This is a genomic window from Seonamhaeicola sediminis (assembly GCF_004358095.2).
In the GTDB taxonomy this organism is placed as follows: domain Bacteria; phylum Bacteroidota; class Bacteroidia; order Flavobacteriales; family Flavobacteriaceae; genus Seonamhaeicola; species Seonamhaeicola sediminis.
Genome location: NZ_SMZJ02000004.1, coordinates 223,904 through 243,623, shown reverse-complemented (window position 1 = coordinate 243,623; position 19,720 = coordinate 223,904). Strand labels below are relative to the sequence as shown.

Below are 19,720 nucleotides of genomic sequence, written 5' to 3'. Positions count from 1 at the left end.
TTGGTTGGTTAACTCATTTTTTTCGCTGCCACTTTTACGGCTTCCTCAATGCTTCTGTATGATGCGCATCTGCAAATGTTACCGTTCATAGCATTTCTTATTTCTTCACTTGAAGGATTCGTGTTTTTTTCTAGAAAGGCCGCCGCGGTCATAATTTGCCCGCTTTGACAATAGCCACATTGTGGCACATCAATGGCTTTCCAAGCTTCTTGAACTGGATGATCTCCATATTCTGAAAGTCCTTCTATGGTAGTTATATTCATTCCTTCGGCTTGAGACACCTGAAGTAAACAACTTCTATTAGCTATACCATCTGTATGAATAGTGCAAGCACCACATTGCCCAATTCCGCAGCTATATTTTGTTCCTATAAGGTTTATTTGATCTCTTAACACCCAAAGTAATGGCGTATCAGAATCGGCCTCTACGGTATAGGCTTTATTATTGATTTTTAAGTTGAAAGTTGGCATAATATAGAATTTTGTTAAAAGTTACTAAAATTCTAGCTAACCTAGCTCCAAACTTACAATTTTAACAAGGGCCTAACTAAACCAAAATTATCCCCGAGAGTGCTTATGTTATCTTAATTACTTGAATTTATAAATTCTAATGCACGACGCTCGTTATAGTAAACATTTTTTTTATCAATAAAGGCCACATGTCCACCATGAGTAGGCATTTCTAAATAAATATATTCAGAGCTTTTTGCCTCTTTTACGGGATAACATTCTGGTGATAAAAAAGAATCGTTTAACGCATTAATAATAAGCGTTGGAATTTTTATATTAGTGATGAACTGTAAACCACTACATTTTTGGTAATAATCTAAGGCATCTTTAAAACCATGTATTTTTGATGTATAAACATCATCAAAATCTCTTAGGGTTTTAATGTTTTTTAAAACTTCTCCAGATATAGCTTCTGGAAACTTTTCCATTTTAGCCGTTAACCTCCTTTTTAAATGATTTAGAAAGCGTATGGCATAAGGTAAATTTTTAATCTTATGAAGCTCTTTGCACGAACCATTTAAATCACATGGAACAGAAACACATACGGCTGCTTTTATTTCATGTGGTAAACTATTTCCTTCTCCCAAAAATTTAAGAATCATATTAGCACCAAGACTAATACCTTTTAAATAAATATTAGCGTAACTTTTTGTTGAAATTACATGCTCAATAACCTCGTGTAGATCTTCTGTTGCACCAGAATGATAACTACTTAATTTTAAATTATCTTCTCCACTACAACCTCTAAAATTTACGCACAGAGCATCAATATTATTATTGTTGAAAAGTTTAGCTGCCCCTAACATATATGGGCGCTTGCTATCACCTTCTAAACCGTGCAAAAGAATGATGAGTTTATCTGTTTTTTCCTTTGAAAAGCACCAATCTAAATCTATGAAATCACCATCAGACAATGTGATACGCTGGCGTTCTTGTACTACATTGTTAACCCTTCTGAATAATCCAGAATAAACCGTAGCTATAAAACCGTTTTTAAATAAAAAAGGGGCTTTGTAAGTTGATTCTATTACAGGCATTTAGTTAGCTTCTAAAGACGTAAATTTAAAGTCAGTTCCATTAAACAATCCTTTATCACTTAACTTTAACGATGGAATAACTAATAATGCCATAAAAGAAAGCGTCATATAAGGAGCGTTTAGTTTACTACCTAGCTGTTTAGCCATTGCATCTAAAACTTTATATGTTTTAGCAACTTCTCCAGCGCCTTTATTACTCATAATTCCAGCAATAGGTAGTGGTAATATTTTTTCTTCAGAATTACTCACAGCACAAATTCCACCTTTATTTTCAATTATGAGATTAACTGCTTTGCAAATAGCTTCATCAGAAACACCAACCGCTATGATATTATGTGAATCATGACCAACCGATGATGCAATAGCACCTTTTTTCAAGCCAAAATTCTTGATGAACGCCATAGCTGGTTTTTTATTTTGGTAACGATTCACTACCGTCATTTTTAGAACATCTTCTTTTACATTAGAAACTAAATTGCCGTTTTCTATTTTTGAGTTAGCTATATATTTATTGGTAACCAACTGGCCTTCTAATGCTTCAATAACCTTTATTTGTTTCGCTTTCAATTCAATTTTAAAATCTAAAACCTGCTTTATTTCACTATTAAAATTATTAATTGGCTTTACAGGCACTTTATTAATTAAAGACTTACCATTTTCATAAACCACCTTACCGTTTATGTAAGTTTTAATTGTTTTGAAATTCACTAAATCTTCAACAACTATAAAATCAGCAAAGTCGCCCTCATTTAGTAATCCAACATCTAAGTTGTAATGTTTAACTGGATTTACACAAGCCACCTGCAGTACCTTGAAAACATCCATTCCTTTTTCAACCGCCCTAGCACAAAGTTTATTAATATGACTAAGCACTAAATCATCAGGGTGCTTATCGTCACTACAAAACATTATACCCTCATAATACTCTGGAAGTAAACTAATTAAAGAATCAAAGTTTTTAGCAGCACTACCCTCTCGTATAAGAACTTTCATGCCTTTTTGAAGTTTCTCTAAAGCTTCATTATAAGTAAAACATTCATGGTCTGTAGAAATTCCTGCTGAAATATACTTAGACAAATTATCTCCTACCAAACCAGGAGCATGACCATCAATAGGTTTGTTAAAATTTTTAGCCCAATGTAGTTTTTTTAAAACCTCTTCATCATCAAAAATTACGCCGGGGTAATTCATCATTTCTGTTAGAAATTTGATATTAGGATCTTGAAGAAGCTCTTTTATATCATTAGAGTTTATGATTGCACCAGCTGATTCAAAGGTTGTGGCAGGTACACAAGAGGGAGCTCCAAAATTAAATTTTAAAGGCACCTGGTTTCCGTTTTCTATCATGAATTTTACGCCGTCTAACCCACAAACATTAGCTATCTCATGCGGATCTGATACGGTAGCAACCGTACCGTGTTTTACGGCTATTTTTGCAAACTCACTAGGCACCAACATTGAGCTTTCAATGTGAATATGGGCATCTATAAAACCTGGTAAAATGTAGTTTTTTGCATCATGCTCCTTTTCTGCAATGGAAACAATTCTATCATCTTTAACGGTTAATTCTCCCTTAAAAATTCGTTTGTTTTGTATGTCAACTATTTTTCCTTTAAGTTTCAAAAGTATTAGGATGTTTTTACGATTGCGCTTAGTTTAGCATGTGTTATTTCAATTCGATTTTTAAAATTTCTTGAGTGGCTTCAGTTACTCTAAAACGGTTATCGGCTCTTCGGTTTACTATCCATACAATATTATTTTCTGAACATAACAATAAGGTACTTTCTTTATCTAAAAGTGACAGTTTTTCGTCCTTAAAATACTTACTCACTTTTTTTCTTCCTTTCATTCCGAAAGGAAAAAACACGTCACCAACTTTCCACTGCCTTATTAACAAAGGAAATTTCAATAAGGCTCTATCTACATAAATAGATGTTGTACTATTATCGGATATTTCATCTACCTCAGAAAAACACATCATTCCAAATGGGGTTTCAATTTCCTGACTTGTATCGCTAACAACAATTTCAATTAACTCTCCCGGAACAATTTTACTTAATAGTAAATGGTCCTGATGTTTAATTAACCTATGTGTATTAGATAAAATATACTTACCCGATTGGGCATCTAACAAATTTAAAGCATCATTCCATTCTGTAAATCCGTAATCTTTAAATGTTTCGAACAAATACGCCCTTGGATTGTTTTGTTTCTTGAATTCAGAAATTTTAAAGGTCATTTTACTTTCTTCAATACTTACCACGGCCTCCTGAAAAAATTGTTCTAAATGATCCTCAACAATATCAGTAGCATCACTAAGATTATTTATGGTACTTTGATAGCTTTGAAGCAAACTAGGGTTTATTTCTTTTAGAATGGGAATGACCTCATGTCTCAATTTATTTCTAAGGTATTTTGTGGAGGCATTACTACTATCAACCCGCCACTCTAATTGGTTGTCTTTTGCATAATCCACTATTTGTTCTCTTGAAAATGGCAATAATGGACGTACAAATTTGTTGTTAATCTCAGGTATTCCTGTTAAACCATCCAATCCAGTTCCTCTTGAAAAATTAATTAAAAAAGTTTCCAAATTATCATCGGCATGGTGCGCTGTTAAAATGTAATCGAATTGTAGCTGCTGCGCTAGTTCATCGAACCAAAAATAACGCATTTCTCGTGCCGCCATTTGAACAGATATTTTATGCTCATTGGCATAACCCTGGGTGTCAAAACTTTCAGTAAACGCTTCAATATCTATACTGTTAGCTAATTGGATAACGAAATCTTCATCTCCATCACTCTCTTTGCCACGTAAATTAAAATTACAATGTGCTAAGGCAACATTTAAATTTAATTGATGACACAAATGCACCAATACCACACTATCAATACCTCCAGAAATGGCAATTAAAAGTCTACTTCCTTTTAGAAAAGAGAGGTTGTCGTTAATATGGTTTTGGAAGTTTTTTAGAAGCATTGCTGTAAATTCACGAATACTATGTTTCACAAATATACCAACTTGAAACTTTGAACTTTAATCTTTTTTCTGAAAACTTTTAGTTTTCAAGAACTTCACGCATAGCCTTGGCTTTTACCAAACATTCCTCATACTCTTTTAAAGGATTACTCTTAGCCGTAATAGCACCCCCAACCGAATACGATACATATTTTTTTGAAGCATTGAAAAGAATACTCCTGATAACCACATTAAAATCAAAATCTCCTGTGGGGTTAAAATATCCAATAGCCCCAGAATAAATACCACGTTTTGTTTCTTCCAATTTTTCAATGATTTCCATTGCTGAAATTTTGGGAGCACCCGTCATACTTCCCATTGGAAATGTACTTTTTATAATATCTATAGGATGTGTTACAGGTTCTACCTTAGAAATCACGGTGGATATCATTTGATGCACCTGCTTAAATGTGTATACTTTGCAAAGTTCTTTTACGTTTACACTACCCTTTATGGCAGTTCTTGACAAATCATTACGAACCAAATCTACAATCATAATATTTTCACTACGTTCTTTTTGGTCGTTTTCTAAATTGATTTTTAAAGTTTTATCCTCCTCCATATTATCAGAACGTCTCGCGGTTCCTTTTATGGGTTGGGATACAACAGTTTTACCCTGTTTTAGTAAATAGCGTTCTGGAGATGCACTTAGTACATATTTATCATGAAACTTAATATATGATGCAAATGGTGGTTTTGATATTTCGTTGAGTTTAAAATATGTTTCTAACGGATTAATTTCTGTATTTTCAGCATAAAACTCCTGACAAAAATTGGCTTCATAAACATCCCCTCTGCGAATATGATTTAACACAGCCTCTACCTTTTTAAAATAGTCATCTTTGTGTATGCGAAGCTTAATCTTGATATCATTTGAGACCTTTTGACTTTTTTCTGGAGGATATGTAGTTTCAATTTCTGATAAATCAGCTTCAACTTCATCTGAAACATAATTTAAATATTGAATTTCAACAGAGTTATTTTTAAATAAAAACAGTTTTTTAGGCTGAAAAAAATACAAATCTGGAAAACGTAAGCCATCAAAATTATTTGAAGTTAATTTCTCAGCATCATTTTTTAAATCATAGGTTAAATAGCCAAAAATCCAATCTTTTGTAGCAGATTGATACTCCTTTAATTTATTAAAAGCCTCATGATAATCGGTTTGAATACTTGTAAACCCATCAACTGCCAAAATAGCATCATAATTTGAATAATCTTGTTGGTAGCTATTAGAATCTAACCAAACCACATCTTCAAATTGTTGTGCCCATATCAATAATTGCTCTTTAAAAGCCTCAATACTTTTTGGTTGATATGTTGTTGTCGTTCTCAAAAGGATTGCAAATTACCGAAATTTAATATTGAAATAAAACAAGAACTTAACTATACTTAGGGCTATAAAAAAGATTTCTCTCTAACAGAAGGCCCAATTTTAAAACATATATCTTTGCTGTATCTAAATTTTAAATGTGACTTTTCAAGATTTAAATCTAAACACCCCGCTACTTAATGCCATAAACGATTTGGGTTTCACCAAACCTACACCTATTCAGGAACAAGCTTTTAATGTGGTTAGTTCTGGTAGAGATGTAGTTGGAATAGCCCAAACCGGTACTGGAAAGACTTTTGCCTACATGTTACCTATTCTTAAACACTTAAAATTCTCTAAACAGGAAAACCCAAGAGTTTTGATTTTGGTACCTACAAGAGAGTTGGTGGTTCAGGTAGTTGAAGAAATTGAAAAATTATCTAAATATATTAATACTAGGGTTTTAGGCGTTTATGGTGGTACTAATATCAACACACAGAAACAAGCAGTTGCCGAAGGTTTAGATATTCTGGTAGCTACTCCGGGTAGGTTATATGATTTAGCTTTGAGTAGGGTTTTGCAATTAAAGTCTATACAAAAACTGGTTATTGATGAAGTTGATGTGATGCTAGATTTAGGTTTTAGACATCAATTGATTAACATCTTTGATTTACTTCCTGAACGACGTCAAAATATCATGTTTTCTGCAACTATGACTCATGATGTAGATCTATTAATCAATGACTTTTTTAGAAATCCCATACGTATTTCTGTAGCTGTTTCAGGAACTCCATTAGATAACATTTCACAAAACAGATATAACGTTCCTAATTTCAACACCAAAGTTAATTTATTAGTCCACCTATTAAGTAATACTGAAACTTTTAATAAGGTATTAATTTTTGTGGCTTATAAGCGAATGGCAGATCGTCTATTTGAAAATCTAGATACCGTGTTAAGAGACGAAGTTTGTGTGATTCATTCTAATAAAACACAGAATTACCGCTTACGAAGTATAGAGGCTTTTAGTGAAGGTGAGCATAGAATTTTAATTGCTACTGATGTGATGGCACGTGGACTTGATATTAATAACGTGTCTCATGTGATTAATTTTGATACCCCCGAATATCCTGAAAACTACATGCACCGTATTGGTAGAACTGGTCGTGCAGAACGTAAAGGGGCATCTCTGGTATTTTCTACTGAAAAAGAACAAAAAGCCATTGAAGCTATTGAAAGGTTAATGGATATGAAAATTCCGTTATTGGAATTTCCCGAAGTAGTTGAAATTTCTAATGAACTTATTGAGGAAGAACAACAGCAAATAAAAGAGCACTACAATCCCTTAAAAAGAGGGCAAGATGAGGATACTCCTGGTCCCGCATTCCATGAAAAGAAAGAAAAAAATAAAAAAGTAAACCAAGGCGGATCTTACCGTAGAGAAATAGCTAAAAAGTATAAAAAACCGAAAACTCGAGGAGATAAAAATGCCAAAAGACGTAAAAAAAGAAAATAGTTAAGAGGTAATTCCATTTAAATTTCCCAAAGTAATTTTACAAAAAAAGACTGTCTAAATTTAGACAGTCTTTTCGATTTAACCTTTATGTTTGAAATTTATTTAAGCTTTCTTTGCCTTATTGATTGTAGGGAACAACAATTTAATGTTTTCAACATTTCTTTCTCTGTTAAAATAAGTTCTAATATCACTAGAAGTACGAGCAATAGACTCCCTTAAATCTTCTTCACTAATTATTAATACGTCTTGTTTAGTTTTTAAAGTTTCATTAACAACCTCTACATTGTCTTCTGAAACAGAAACGGTTTTAGTAGTTTCAACGTTTACCTCTGTAGCAGTACTTTGAGCATTTGCAAAAGCAAAACTTAAAACAAAAACTAATAATATGTAAACTCTTTTATTCATGACTTGGGTTGATTTATGATTCAAATATATTATCGATTCAAAGATTGAATGCAAAAAATTAGTTGTAAAACCCAGTATTTTCGTTTATTAGAAAATGTGTTAAAAACTCAAGATTAACTGATAAAACAACCGATTTTTTCGTTAAAAACGCACAGAGAATGCATTTCGTCGATGTTTTTATTTGTTTACCAGATAGTCAGAAAAAAGCACTCTTTTAAATACATTTTTTATCAGATAAAAAACACCAAGTTTTAGTCGGTAATTTGTATCTATTAGCACCTTTATATTTCTCATACAAAAACAAAATCTCTACTTATTAAACCATACAAAATTTAGTTTTTACTTAAGTAAATAGTATACTAGCTATAACATTTTTAAATAAAAAAAATCATGTACTTTTGCCAAAAATTAAATACCAATGACAGAATTACAACAAATAATAGAAGCCGCTTGGGATAACAGAGAGCTTTTAAAAGAAGATCAAACGACTTCTGCTATAAGAAGCGTTATAGATTTACTTGATAAAGGTGAGTTACGTGTAGCCGAACCTATTGAAGGTGGTTGGCAAGTTAACGAATGGGTTAAAAAAGGGGTTGTACTTTATTTTCCTATTCAAAAAATGGAAACCATTGAAGCTGGCCCATTAGAGTTTCATGATAAAATACCTTTAAAAACTGGTTATAAGGAAAAAGGTATTAGAGTGGTTCCTCATGCTGTTGCAAGACACGGGGCTTATATTTCTCCAGGCACTATTTTAATGCCTAGTTATGTAAATATTGGAGCCTATGTAGATGAAGGCACCATGGTTGATACATGGGCAACTGTGGGTAGTTGTGCTCAAATTGGTAAAAATGTACACTTATCTGGTGGTGTTGGAATTGGTGGTGTTTTAGAACCACTACAAGCTGCACCAGTTATTATTGAGGACAATGTTTTTGTGGGTTCAAGATGTATTGTGGTTGAAGGTGTTCATGTTGAAAAAGAAGCTGTTTTAGGAGCTGGCGTTGTTTTAACTATGAGTACTAAAATTATTGATGTTACTGGTGATGAGCCTTTAGAACTGAGAGGTAAAGTACCTGCTCGCTCTGTTGTTATCCCAGGCAGTTACACTAAAAAGTTTGCCGCTGGCGAATATCAAGTTCCTTGTGCATTGATTATTGGGAAACGTAAAGAAAGTACAGACAAGAAAACATCTTTAAACGATGCGCTTCGCGATAACGAAGTAGCTGTTTAAAATGAGAGTGCACTTATAAAAAAATGACTATCTTGACTCATTATACCGAGGTAGTCATTTTAATTTTAAATTATGAAGCTTTCTGAATTACCTACGTCACTATATCATAGCATTAAATTAGCTTTAAAGCCGATAAAAGCTTTTAATGAAGCTACAAAAGAACGTATTCCTGTAGTTGTATCTCTCACTACAATTCCATCCAGAATCAAAACGCTACACATTACTATTAGAAGCTTATTAAATCAAGAAGTGCTTCCAGAAAAAATAGTACTTTGGTTAAATGACAGCTATAAAGACAATATTCCTTCAAAACTAGAAAAACTTTTAGGCAATATATTTGAAATTAGATTTTCACCATATACATTTTCACACAGAAAGCTTATTCATAGTATAGAAAATTTTCCTGATAAAGTAATAATAACTTGTGATGATGACCTTATTTATCATCCTTCTAGTTTAAAAATGTTATATCAAGAGCATTTAAAAAATCCTAATGTTGTTATAGGTAACCGCTGTAGAAGAATAACTTATGATGAAAACCATAATCCTCTACCATATTTGCAATGGCCATTTGCTGAAAAAACAGTTTTTGGGGAGAAATGGCTAACACCTGTTGGAGCATTTTTGGTTTTATATCCTCCAGATATTTTACATAAAAATGTACATGATATAAATTTGTTTAACAAATTATCTCCTAAAGCAGATGACCTCTGGTTTAAAATGATGACATTGTTAAACAACAATTTAAGCATCAAAGCAGAACATGAACCTCCTGAACCTATACCAATAATTGGAACCCAAAAAAACTCTCTTAAAAAAGTAAATAAAAAACTTGACTACAACAGAGTACAATGGTTACAACTTTGTGAATATTTTAAATTAAATATTTAAGGAAATATTTTTTTTATCCCAAAATCTGTCCAAACCCGTTTTTCTTTTTTTGTAGAGGCTCTTATAGCTAGGTTTTTATTAATTGATTCTTGATTTTTATATCCTCTTGGGTGGTCTAAATGTAAACATATGGCACTATAACGTATTTGCTTTGATTTTATTCCAAGATTAAACAAACGCTCGCCTAATTCCCTATCCTGTCCCCCATACTGCATACGCTCATCAAAACCATTTATTGTTAAAATATCTGCTTTCCAACCAGATGCATTATGTCCATTCCAACTGGCATTTGTTGGTGTAATAGCGTTTAAAACTTTACTTTTAAAACCTTTAGCTGTTAACTTGTTATTTTTAAAAGAAGACTTTAAACCTTTTTGTTTTAACCATTTTAAATCAAAACATTTTTGAGTTAAAATATCGTCTTTAGAAATTAATTTTGAAATATTCATTGGTAGCATAAAATATCCCCCGGAAAGAAAGTAGCCTTTCTCTTTTCTATCTACATGAACTTTCACATAATCTTTTCTAGCAATGCAATCGCCATCACTCATTAAAATGTAATCGGCATTACAAGCTTCTACTGCTTTATTTAAAATTTGAGATTTTTGAAAGCCATTATCTTCATGCCAAACATGAATAATTGGGTAATGTACTTCAGATTTCATTTTATCAATTAAATCAAATGTTGGTTGTTTGGAACCATCATCTGCAATAACCATTTCAAAATCTTTGAAGGTTTGTGCTTCATAACTCCAAAGTACTTTTTCTAACCACGCTTCAGAATTGTAGGTGCTTATTATAATTGATATTGTAGGTTTAATTTTCATATCACTATTAAGGCTTTTATTTCTTATGGTTTGTAATTGGTTGGAGCAAAAATAACTATTTTTACCTTTTTAAATTTTGCATAAATTCTATTTTGAAAGAAGACTCAATTAAAATTTCCACATTACTAATAACTTATAATGAAATAAACCACATAGATGAAGTTATAGAAAACATTACTTTTTCTGATGAGATAATTGTTGTAGATTCTTTTAGTACTGATGGAACTTATGAAAAACTAAAATCTTATAACAACGTCACTACTATACAACGTGCTTTTAAAAACTTTGCGGACCAACGCAACTTTGCTATAAATCAAGCAACAAATGATTGGATTTTATTTATTGATGCCGATGAACGTCTTACAAATTCTCTAAAAAAAGAGATTTTTAATGAAATATCAAGCGACAGTAAAAAAGTTGCTTATATGTTTAAAAGATTATACTTCTTCAAAAAAAAACGCATACGATTTAGCGGATTTCAAACCGACACCACTTACCGTCTTTTTAAAAAAGGACATGTGAAATATGATGAAAACAAAATTGTTCATGAAATGCCAATAATAGATGGAAAAAGTAAAATTTTAAAAAGTAACATGCTTCATTATTGCTTTAATAATGCTGCTCACTATAAATCAAAAATGGAACATTATGCAAACCTTAAAGCCTTAGAACTTTCTAAAAAAGGCAAAAAACCAAACATTTTTCATTTCTATTTTAGACCGTTCTATAAATTCTTTATAAACTATGTAGTTAGATTAGGCTTTTTAGACGGCAAAGAAGGTTTTTACATCTGCTACTTAAGTGCGTACGGTGTCTATTATAGATATAAAGCACTTGATAAGCTAATAAGTTGATTTCCAAAATTTAAGTTTCTTTTTCAATCTTTTTTTTCGATTAAACCTTTCTTGAAAAGCCTGAGTTTCTTTCCACATTAAACTAAAAACTTTGTTATAATCTTCACCATAACATTTAGCATACTCATCACTCATAACCTCAACCATTGGTTTATGTTTAGTTAACCTCGCAAAGTTTTTAATTCTAGTTTCAAAATCTAAAACACCAAAATTCATTCTATTTAAATCAACCAAATAAAAATTGTATTCAGACTTATTTTTTTTAATAAGTGTATTTCCAGGAGAATGATCTAAAAAATGAATACCTTTTTCATGTAAACCAAAAGTAAAACGTGTAAAAGCCCTTAAAATGTTATCATAATCTGGAATATCAAAATCATGAATAAGTTCTCGGTAAGTATAGTCACAATCTAATTGCTGGCTTACATAAAAACTTTTTTTAAATAAGATTCCAGACTTAAATTCAAAATAAGCCATTGGTCTAGGAGTTCCCACTCCCATATCAATTAATTTATTAGCATATTCAAAAGACCGTTGAGCTTTACTATTTCTAAAAAAACTGTAAGCAACTTGATTTATTATATTGGGGATTTTAAAAGCTTTAATATTAATATTAACACCGTTAAAATTAACGATTTTGATAACATTCCGTTTTCCAATACCACCTTTTATAGAATCAAAATCTTTAATAAGAGATCTTAAGTTCTGTGCATCTATAGAACTAATATCTTTGGAAAACAAACTAATTTCTTTCATCAAAAAATTCTAAATATTTTGATTCATCAACCACCTATTAGGATCAAAATACAAAAAGGTTAGTTTAAACATTTTTTTACCATTTGGCACAATGTTTTTATTTTTCTTCGCAGATTCCTTCACTTTTACATGATTATCAATTTTCTTAAGTTCTGAATCATCATAAATAGCGAATGATATTTTATTCTTGAAAGGCAAATTATGAAAGGCCTTTAAATGCTCTTTAGTTGTTCGCTCCCTATCACAAATTTTAAAAAAATAATTGTCTAGATTTTTCTCTTTGAGCATTCTTTCAACTCTGCGCTTCCACTTTTTCTTGGCTTCTTCCTCATTATCATAATGTGTAAAATGAACTTCTATATCACCCAACAATGCCAACGGATACGTCTTCTTTCTATCTGGATATTTAGAACGGTCAACAAAAACTAAATCTTGGTTAATATAATACTCAAAATTTTGAAGTAATTTAATATAACACGGACCATACAGAAATAAGCCTACAAAAGGTGAATTATAGGGTCTCTTATACCATTGATAAAGCGATCCTCCCCAACAATTATTAGAAATAATAACAAATGGTTTGTCTCCTAATTCAGCAATATCCTTTTTAGAATATACCTCCTGAAATGTTTTCCTCATTTTTCTTTTTACAAAAACCTTGGTTTTTCTAACCATAACAACCTAGCAAATAGCTATATCACAATCATAAAATGATTTTCGCTTAAATTTTCAGCAATATTACGAAGATTTAGACTTTCTATAAAACTAATGTTAAATTTGCTCCTACAATAAATCATGCAGAAAGAAATTCAAAAAGCTTTAGAAGTTTTAAAAAAAGGAGGGCTTATACTCTACCCAACAGATACTGTTTGGAGTATTGGTTGTGATGCAACCAATAAGGAAGCTATAAGAAAAGTTTATAAGCTCAAGCAAAGTGAAGCAAGAAAAGAACTAACATGTTTAGTTACCGATGATAGAATGTTAAAAAAATATGTGAAACAAATACCTTTTGCAGCACAAAACATAATAGATGTAACGGACAGACCTACTACCATTATATATGACGAAGCACAAAATTTAGCATCAAACTTAATCGCAGAAGACAAAACTATTGCCATACGAATCCCTGATAACGATTTTTGTTATTGGCTTTTAAGAAAATTTAACGGTGCCATTGTGGCTACATCGGCAAATATTAGTGGTCAGCCCACCCCAAAATCTTACAAAGAAATAGCTACAGACGTTTTAAAAGGAGTTGACTATGTTGTAAATTTGCACCGCGATAAACGTTGCGCAAAATCGTCTTCCATTATTAAATTGAGTAATAATGGAATCGTAAAAATTATTAGAGCCTAAAAAGAATTGTTGGTTAAGCAATCCCTAATTAGTGGCAACAAAAATGAATTACAAAGAAGCTTTACATCACCCTATTTTTAAGATAATAACGAAATCTGCTGAGAAACTTCAACTAGAGGCTTATGTTATTGGTGGTTTTGTTCGTGATTTTATCCTAAAAAGAGAAAATGCTAAAGACATTGATATTGTGGCCATTGGTAGTGGTATAGCACTAGCTAAACAAGTTGCAAAAAGCTTACCCAATAAACCTAAGGTACAGGTTTTTAAAACTTATGGCACCGCAATGTTGCGCTATGAGGATATAGAAATAGAATTTGTTGGAGCCCGAAAGGAATCTTATTCAGAAGATAGTCGGAACCCTATCATTGAAAACGGAAGTTTACAAGACGACCAAAATAGGCGTGATTTTACAATAAATGCTTTAGCGTTAAGCATTAACAATAATAATTTTGGGAAATTATTAGATCCTTTTAATGGTATTAATGATTTAGAAACCAAAATAATTAAAACACCTTTAAATCCAGACGTAACTTATAGTGATGATCCTTTGAGAATGTTACGTGCTATAAGGTTTGCTACACAATTAAATTTCTCTATTGAAGAAGAAAGTTTAAACGCCATTACCAAAAATGCTGATAGAATTAAAATAATTACCAAAGAGCGTATTATTACAGAGCTAAACAAAATTTTGGAAAGCACGAAACCTTCTGTTGGCTTTTTATTACTTGAAAAAACAAGATTACTAGAATTAATACTACCGGAATTAACAGCCCTAAAAGGCGTTGAGGAAGTGGAAGGCCAGCGCCATAAAGACAATTTTTACCACACACTTGAGGTGGTAGATAATATTTCTAACCACACCAATAATCTTTGGTTACGTTGGGCTGCCTTATTGCACGATATTGGAAAAGCCCCAACAAAAAAGTTCCATAAAAAAATTGGCTGGACTTTCCACGGACATGAATTTGAAGGCTCTAAAATGGTCTATCGGCTTTTCAAAAGATTGAAAATGCCCTTGAATGACAAAATGAAATTTGTGCAAAAAATGGTATTAATGAGTTCACGTCCAATTGTTTTAGCTCAAGATATCGTTACAGACTCTGCAGTTAGACGTTTGGTTTTTGATGCTGGAGATTATGTAGATGATTTAATGACGCTTTGTGAAGCAGATATTACCACCAAAAACCCAAAAAAGTTTAAAAAGTATCACAATAACTTTAAAATAGTACGTGAAAAGATTATTGAGGTGGAAGAACGTGACCATGTACGTAATTTCCAACCACCAATCTCTGGTGAAGAAATTATGGAAACATTCCTTTTAAAACCCTCTCCTGAAATAGGAGTTATTAAAGAGTTTATTAAAGAAGCTATTCTTGAAGGGGATATTCCAAACGAATACGAAGCAGCTTATAAACTTATGCTTGATAAGGGAAAAAAATTAGGTTTAGAAATTAGAAAGTAGAATTTTTAAAATTTTTAATCAGTGACAGCAAAAGATAACAAAAACGTAATTTATTGGCTATTAACCGGATGCCTCCTAATCTTTATTATGGTAGTAGTAGGCGGAATTACAAGACTAACTCATTCTGGTCTTTCAATCTCTAATTATAAACTAATTTCGGGTACTATCCCTCCTATGAATGACGTGGAGTGGCAAGAAGCCTTTGATTTGTACAAACAATATCCAGAATATCAAAAACTCAATAGCCATTTCACATTACAAGATTTCAAAGATATTTATTTTTGGGAATGGCTACATCGTGTTATTGGTAGGCTTATCGGATTAGTTTTCTTTATTCCATTCATGTATTTTTTAATAAGAAAACAACTTTCAAAACCTACAATCAAAAAAGCTATTGTATTATTACTTATGGGTGGTTTTCAAGGGTTTTTAGGCTGGTACATGGTTAAAAGTGGCCTAGTTGACAACCCTGATGTTAGTCACTATAGGTTGGCTGCTCATTTAACTACCGCTTTTATTACGTTTGCTTACACTTTTTGGGTAGCTTTAGATTTAATATTCACTAAATCCAAACCTATCAATAAAAAATTCAGGAATTTGGTTAGATGGGGATTACTGGTTCTACTAATTCAAATTATCTATGGCGCTTTTGTTGCCGGTTTAGATGCTGGGTTTATTCATAACCATTGGCCTATGATGAGTGAAGGTAAGTTTATGCACTCAACAGTATATATTGAAAAAGAACCGCTACTAAAAAATTTCATTGAAGGTAAAAGTGGCGTACAATTTTTACATAGAATTTTAGCCTACATTGTGGTACTTTTTGTGTTTTTAATTTGGAAAAAATCCAAATCGTTAACACTCACAACGTATCAGTCAAAAGGAATTAAAACTTTAAATATTTTTGTTTTACTTCAATTTTTACTCGGTGTTTTTACCATTCTATTACAAGTTCCTGTTTGGTTAGGTGTAGCACATCAGGTAGGAGCTTTTTTCTTGTTAAGTGCCATGACATTTACATTACATCGTTTCAGTAAATAATCCAAAAAAGCGTAACTTTGCACCATAGTTTTTCATCATGATATACAGGTTTAGAGTAATATTGGATAATGATACGGAAGAGGATATTTTTCGTGATTTAGAAATTAGAGAAAGTGATTCTTTAGAAGATTTACATAATATCATTACACAATCTTTTGGCTTTGATGGTTCAGAGATGGCTTCGTTTTACTTAAGTGATGACCAGTGGAATCAAGGTGAAGAAATTTCGCTTTTCGATTTAAGTGAAGATAACTCTGCGCGCCTTATGAATGAAACCACCATAAACAATGTGGTTCATGAAGCACAGCCAAAACTAATTTATATCTACGATTTTTTAAGCATGTGGACATTTTATGTAGAGTTAGCCGAAATTGTTGAAGAAGCTGAAAGCACAGACTACCCTAATTTAATGTTTGTTCACGGACAAATTCCTGACACAGCGCCAGAACTTTCTTTCCAAGCAGAGGAAGATGATGACTTTAATGAATTTGAAGATGGTTTTGATGTTGATGATTATGAAAGTTTAGACTTTGACGAAAACTGGAACTAACCCCTACTTTAATTTTAAAGGATTTACATTTTCGTAGTTTGTGGTTAAAAATTGTAATCCACACTCCAAAATTTCACCCATAGTTTTACATTTCAAAAACTTTTCATCTTTAGAATATTTAAAAATGTCTTTTCTAAGCATATCAATATGTTTCTGTGTGGAAATGGAATCTACCTTCATACAAGACAACAACATAGCTATACGATTATGACTACTCTTTAAGCGTTTTACTAAAATAGAACGCTCTTCAGTTTTATATTGGGCAATAGATAGTTTTTCAAAGGTTTCAGAAACCATTCTTACCATATTTATATTTTCCTTGAAAAATTGCGGACGGTAAATATTGAACTTACCCTCATATGACTGTTGATCAAAATCAATTGCTCTTACTTTATAAACCACATGATCAAAATCATGTGTTGGAACAATCACATAATTATAGGAACGCATGTCTCCTAAAAGTCTAATCATGCAACGTTCATTAAACTTAACAAACTCTTTGGCTATTTGAGCTTTTTCAGATCTACTACATTCTGGTAACATGTTTTTTATAAAAACATCTCCAGGAATACCAGAGATATGCTCTTCAATTAAGGTATCTTTATAAACCAAGAAATTAAGGTTGTAGGGAGAAAGCATATGCTCAAACTCCAAGCCATAAATCCTAGAGGCATCGGCAGTTTTAATGTAAAAATACGTGAAATTATCATTTAGGATATTTCTGATTTTTATTCTGAAAGGCTTAGAGTTTCCAAACGTACAAAAATCAATAGCGTCAACACTTAAAAAGGGCACCATATCATCATTACCATCAGAATGCAAAATAGTATACACTTTTTTTAGTGAATGTTCTATTTCCTCCCGTTCATAATCATTATAATAAACCCTAACCCACAAGGTATCATTTTCCTTTTCGTCATAAACCACTATAGAACCTTGAAAACGCAACAAATCCTCATAAAAAATAGGAATTTCAGTATTTCTATTATACTCTGTTAGATAATTGCTTAAATTTTCGCTTATTGGATAAGATGGCTTACGCTTCGATATTTTTAAATCCTTCATGTTGTAAAATTAATTATTTTTAAAGGTTTTACTACCATCATGTAACAAAATATAATTAGACTCGTCTTACCTTTATAACTAACCCTTGCCAAATCATTTTGGCATACAAATGTTACAAATTGGAATCCATTCTTACAATTAACAACCTCACCAAAAAATTTGGCTATTTAACGGCAGTAAAAGATCTCTCTTTTACAATAAAAAAAGGAAACGTTTATGGTATATTAGGACCTAACGGAAGTGGAAAATCAACTACACTAGGTGTTGTGCTAAATGTAGTTAACAAAACATCGGGAGATTTTCATTGGTTTGATGGTAAAATATCAACCCATGATGCGCTTAAAAAAGTGGGGGCTATTATTGAACGCCCTAATTTTTACCCATACATGTCTGGTTACCAAAACCTGAAACTAGTCTGTAAAATTAAAGGTGTTAATTACAGTAAAATTGAAGAAAAACTTAAAATTGTAGGCCTTTTAGAAAGAAAAGACAGCAAATTCAAAACCTTTTCTTTAGGCATGAAACAAAGGTTAGCTATTGCCTCTGCTCTTTTAAACGATCCAGAGATTTTAATTCTAGATGAGCCTACCAACGGATTAGACCCACAGGGAATTCACCAAATAAGAGAAATAATAAAACAGATTGCTGCCAAAGGAACTACTATTTTATTGGCGTCTCATTTATTAGATGAAGTTGAAAAAGTCTGTACACATGTGGTGGTTTTAAGAAAAGGTAAAAAACTGTATTCTGGTAGGGTTGATGAAATGATATCTAGTAATGGATTTTTTGAGCTTAAATGCAACAATCAAGAAGCTTTGGTTACGCTATTAGAACGCCATAATTCTTTTAGTAAAATAAAAGTTGAAAATGATTTAGTTACAGCGTTCTTAACTGAACCAATGCGGTCTGATGATTTTAATAAATACCTTTTTGAAAAAGGCATTATACTTACCCATTTAATACAGCGTAAAGAAAGTTTAGAAGAACAGTTCTTGCAATTAACAGACAACCAAACTAACCAAATTTAGTATTATGTTAAGACTATTAAATATAGAATATTATAAGTTAAAATATAACAAAGCCAGCAGAGTTTTAATAATAATTTATTTTGCCCTACTAAGTTTAATGTCTCTTTTTGCAACAATTAAATTTAATATTGGTCCAATAAAATTTCACCTAGCAGAACTTGGAATTTTTAATTTTCCCTACATCTGGCACTTCAATACTTTTGTAGCTTCTTTATTAAAATTCTTTTTATTACTCGTTATTGTTTCAATGGTAGCAAATGAGTATAGTAACAAAACTATAAAACAAAACCTGATTGATGGCCTAAGTAAAAAAGAGTTTATCTTATCTAAGTTCTATTGTGTCATTGCATTATCGTTAATTTCAACTTTTTTTGTATTTGTGGTTTCGTTAATATTGGGGTTTATTTATTCAAGTTATACAGAATTAACAATAGTATTTTCAGACTTGGAGTTCTTAATAGCTTTCTTTGTAAAACTTCTTGGGTTTTTCTCTTTTGGTCTATTTTTGGGCATGCTAATCAAACGGTCAGCCTTTGCAGTAGCAGCCATGGTGGTGCTCTTTTTAATAGAAATTATATCATACGGAATTGTCTGCGGAATTAATAAAGGCACAGAATTAGCAGATAGAATATACCAATTTTTACCCTTCAAATCTTTATGGAATTTAATTGATGAACCTGGATCCAGATTATCAGCAGTAAAAGAAGTGGCAGCCCAAATTGGAGAAGATTTATCCTATGACTACTCTGTTCGCTGGTATGAAATTGCAATAGTTTTAGCTTGGACAGCCCTATTCATCTTTTTATCGTATAGATTATTAAAAAAGCGCGATTTATAATATCTTTGATAGCCTTAGCT

At 31.8% G+C, this 19,720-nt stretch carries 20 protein-coding genes; 10 read left to right on the top strand and 10 right to left on the bottom strand.

Going from position 1 to position 19,720, the window contains the following annotated elements:
• Positions 1-8 precede the first annotated feature (8 nt).
• The 5 genes from E1J38_RS07445 to pabB all read right to left on the bottom strand — a co-directional run bounded on the left by E1J38_RS07445 (position 9) and on the right by pabB (position 5,901).
• Positions 9-470: a (2Fe-2S)-binding protein gene (locus E1J38_RS07445; protein WP_133355415.1), complete on the bottom strand. Its 462-nt coding sequence runs from the start codon at positions 468-470 to the stop codon at positions 9-11.
• Between the two features lie 113 nt (positions 471-583).
• Complete coding sequence (locus E1J38_RS07440) at positions 584-1,546, bottom strand: YheT family hydrolase (RefSeq protein WP_133355414.1); 963 nt, start codon at positions 1,544-1,546, stop codon at positions 584-586.
• A complete protein-coding gene (gene ade / locus E1J38_RS07435) occupies positions 1,547-3,169 on the bottom strand; it encodes an adenine deaminase (protein ID WP_133355413.1) in 1,623 nt (540 codons plus the stop codon).
• A 43-nt stretch (positions 3,170-3,212) separates the two neighbouring features.
• Positions 3,213-4,556 carry a tRNA lysidine(34) synthetase TilS gene (tilS, locus tag E1J38_RS07430; RefSeq protein ID WP_369407153.1) on the bottom strand — a complete coding sequence of 448 codons (1,344 nt, stop codon included), beginning with the start codon at positions 4,554-4,556 and terminating at the stop codon, positions 3,213-3,215.
• Positions 4,557-4,605: 49 nt separating this feature from the next.
• On the bottom strand, positions 4,606-5,901 hold the full coding sequence (gene pabB / locus E1J38_RS07425) for an aminodeoxychorismate synthase component I (protein ID WP_133355412.1): 1,296 nt from the start codon (positions 5,899-5,901) through the stop codon (positions 4,606-4,608).
• Positions 5,902-6,037: 136 nt separating this feature from the next.
• Here pabB and E1J38_RS07420 point away from each other — a divergent pair, with 136 nt between their 5' ends.
• A complete protein-coding gene (locus tag E1J38_RS07420) occupies positions 6,038-7,393 on the top strand; it encodes a DEAD/DEAH box helicase (RefSeq protein WP_133355411.1) in 1,356 nt (451 codons plus the stop codon).
• Between the two features lie 102 nt (positions 7,394-7,495).
• Here E1J38_RS07420 and E1J38_RS07415 read toward each other — a convergent pair whose 3' ends face one another.
• Complete coding sequence (locus E1J38_RS07415) at positions 7,496-7,798, bottom strand: hypothetical protein (RefSeq protein ID WP_133355410.1); 303 nt, start codon at positions 7,796-7,798, stop codon at positions 7,496-7,498.
• A gap of 418 nt (positions 7,799-8,216) precedes the next feature.
• Here E1J38_RS07415 and E1J38_RS07410 point away from each other — a divergent pair, with 418 nt between their 5' ends.
• Both E1J38_RS07410 and E1J38_RS07405 read left to right on the top strand, forming a co-directional pair.
• Positions 8,217-9,032 (top strand): 2,3,4,5-tetrahydropyridine-2,6-dicarboxylate N-succinyltransferase, encoded by an 816-nt coding sequence (locus tag E1J38_RS07410; RefSeq protein WP_133355409.1) that lies wholly within the window; start codon positions 8,217-8,219, stop codon positions 9,030-9,032.
• A 72-nt stretch (positions 9,033-9,104) separates the two neighbouring features.
• Positions 9,105-9,923, top strand: coding sequence for a glycosyltransferase (locus E1J38_RS07405; RefSeq protein WP_133355408.1), 819 nt, complete (start codon positions 9,105-9,107; stop codon positions 9,921-9,923).
• Here the strand turns inward: E1J38_RS07405 and E1J38_RS07400 are convergent.
• On the bottom strand, positions 9,920-10,750 hold the full coding sequence (locus E1J38_RS07400) for a glycosyltransferase family 2 protein (protein ID WP_133355407.1): 831 nt from the start codon (positions 10,748-10,750) through the stop codon (positions 9,920-9,922). The genes E1J38_RS07405 and E1J38_RS07400 overlap by 4 nt on opposite strands.
• Positions 10,751-10,842: 92 nt before the next feature.
• On the opposite strand from E1J38_RS07400, the gene E1J38_RS07395 reads away from it, so the two are divergent.
• Positions 10,843-11,604 carry a glycosyltransferase family 2 protein gene (locus E1J38_RS07395; protein ID WP_133355406.1) on the top strand — a complete coding sequence of 254 codons (762 nt, stop codon included), beginning with the start codon at positions 10,843-10,845 and terminating at the stop codon, positions 11,602-11,604.
• Here E1J38_RS07395 and E1J38_RS07390 read toward each other — a convergent pair.
• Entirely contained in the window at positions 11,593-12,360 is a 768-nt protein-coding gene (locus E1J38_RS07390) for a lipopolysaccharide kinase InaA family protein (RefSeq protein ID WP_133355405.1), read from the bottom strand. The genes E1J38_RS07395 and E1J38_RS07390 overlap by 12 nt on opposite strands.
• Positions 12,361-12,369: 9 nt before the next feature.
• Positions 12,370-12,999, bottom strand: a complete 630-nt coding sequence (locus E1J38_RS07385; protein WP_186525834.1) for a DUF1919 domain-containing protein — start codon at positions 12,997-12,999, stop codon at positions 12,370-12,372.
• A gap of 156 nt (positions 13,000-13,155) precedes the next feature.
• Here E1J38_RS07385 and E1J38_RS07380 point away from each other — a divergent pair, with 156 nt between their 5' ends.
• Genes E1J38_RS07380 through E1J38_RS07365 form a run of 4 tightly spaced genes read left to right on the top strand, consistent with a single transcriptional unit; the run spans position 13,156 to position 16,769 of the window.
• Positions 13,156-13,716 carry an L-threonylcarbamoyladenylate synthase gene (locus E1J38_RS07380; RefSeq protein ID WP_133355403.1) on the top strand — a complete coding sequence of 187 codons (561 nt, stop codon included), beginning with the start codon at positions 13,156-13,158 and terminating at the stop codon, positions 13,714-13,716.
• Positions 13,717-13,759: 43 nt separating this feature from the next.
• Positions 13,760-15,178, top strand: a complete 1,419-nt coding sequence (locus E1J38_RS07375; protein ID WP_133355402.1) for a CCA tRNA nucleotidyltransferase — start codon at positions 13,760-13,762, stop codon at positions 15,176-15,178.
• A gap of 21 nt (positions 15,179-15,199) precedes the next feature.
• On the top strand, positions 15,200-16,219 hold the full coding sequence (locus E1J38_RS07370) for a COX15/CtaA family protein (protein ID WP_133355401.1): 1,020 nt from the start codon (positions 15,200-15,202) through the stop codon (positions 16,217-16,219).
• 37 nt (positions 16,220-16,256) lie between these two features.
• Positions 16,257-16,769 carry an IS1096 element passenger TnpR family protein gene (locus E1J38_RS07365; RefSeq protein ID WP_133355400.1) on the top strand — a complete coding sequence of 171 codons (513 nt, stop codon included), beginning with the start codon at positions 16,257-16,259 and terminating at the stop codon, positions 16,767-16,769.
• Positions 16,770-16,772: 3 nt separating this feature from the next.
• On the opposite strand, the gene E1J38_RS07360 is transcribed toward E1J38_RS07365, so the two are convergent.
• Positions 16,773-17,834, bottom strand: a complete 1,062-nt coding sequence (locus E1J38_RS07360; protein WP_133355399.1) for a hypothetical protein — start codon at positions 17,832-17,834, stop codon at positions 16,773-16,775.
• A gap of 119 nt (positions 17,835-17,953) precedes the next feature.
• Between E1J38_RS07360 and E1J38_RS07355 the strand changes: the two genes are divergently transcribed.
• Together E1J38_RS07355 and E1J38_RS07350 are read left to right on the top strand one after the other, a co-directional pair.
• Positions 17,954-18,862 (top strand): ABC transporter ATP-binding protein, encoded by a 909-nt coding sequence (locus E1J38_RS07355; RefSeq protein ID WP_133355398.1) that lies wholly within the window; start codon positions 17,954-17,956, stop codon positions 18,860-18,862.
• 4 nt (positions 18,863-18,866) lie between these two features.
• Positions 18,867-19,700 carry an ABC transporter permease gene (locus E1J38_RS07350; RefSeq protein ID WP_133355397.1) on the top strand — a complete coding sequence of 278 codons (834 nt, stop codon included), beginning with the start codon at positions 18,867-18,869 and terminating at the stop codon, positions 19,698-19,700.
• Positions 19,701-19,720 lie beyond the last annotated feature (20 nt).

Bases quoted from the DNA above. Each gene is read 5' to 3' on its own strand.
- E1J38_RS07360 (WP_133355399.1), bottom strand. From the start codon at position 17,834: ATGAAGGATTTAAAAATATCGAAGCGTAAGCCATCTTATCCAATAAGC.
- E1J38_RS07410 (WP_133355409.1), top strand. From the start codon at position 8,217: ATGACAGAATTACAACAAATAATAGAAGCCGCTTGGGATAACAGAGAG.
- E1J38_RS07400 (WP_133355407.1), bottom strand. From the start codon at position 10,750: ATGAAAATTAAACCTACAATATCAATTATAATAAGCACCTACAATTCT.
- E1J38_RS07440 (WP_133355414.1), bottom strand. From the start codon at position 1,546: ATGCCTGTAATAGAATCAACTTACAAAGCCCCTTTTTTATTTAAAAAC.
- E1J38_RS07445 (WP_133355415.1), bottom strand. From the start codon at position 470: ATGCCAACTTTCAACTTAAAAATCAATAATAAAGCCTATACCGTAGAG.
- E1J38_RS07375 (WP_133355402.1), top strand. From the start codon at position 13,760: ATGAATTACAAAGAAGCTTTACATCACCCTATTTTTAAGATAATAACG.
- E1J38_RS07365 (WP_133355400.1), top strand. From the start codon at position 16,257: ATGATATACAGGTTTAGAGTAATATTGGATAATGATACGGAAGAGGAT.
- E1J38_RS07415 (WP_133355410.1), bottom strand. From the start codon at position 7,798: ATGAATAAAAGAGTTTACATATTATTAGTTTTTGTTTTAAGTTTTGCT.
- E1J38_RS07405 (WP_133355408.1), top strand. From the start codon at position 9,105: ATGAAGCTTTCTGAATTACCTACGTCACTATATCATAGCATTAAATTA.
- E1J38_RS07390 (WP_133355405.1), bottom strand. From the start codon at position 12,360: ATGAAAGAAATTAGTTTGTTTTCCAAAGATATTAGTTCTATAGATGCA.
- E1J38_RS07350 (WP_133355397.1), top strand. From the start codon at position 18,867: ATGTTAAGACTATTAAATATAGAATATTATAAGTTAAAATATAACAAA.
- E1J38_RS07380 (WP_133355403.1), top strand. From the start codon at position 13,156: ATGCAGAAAGAAATTCAAAAAGCTTTAGAAGTTTTAAAAAAAGGAGGG.
- E1J38_RS07385 (WP_186525834.1), bottom strand. From the start codon at position 12,999: ATGAGGAAAACATTTCAGGAGGTATATTCTAAAAAGGATATTGCTGAA.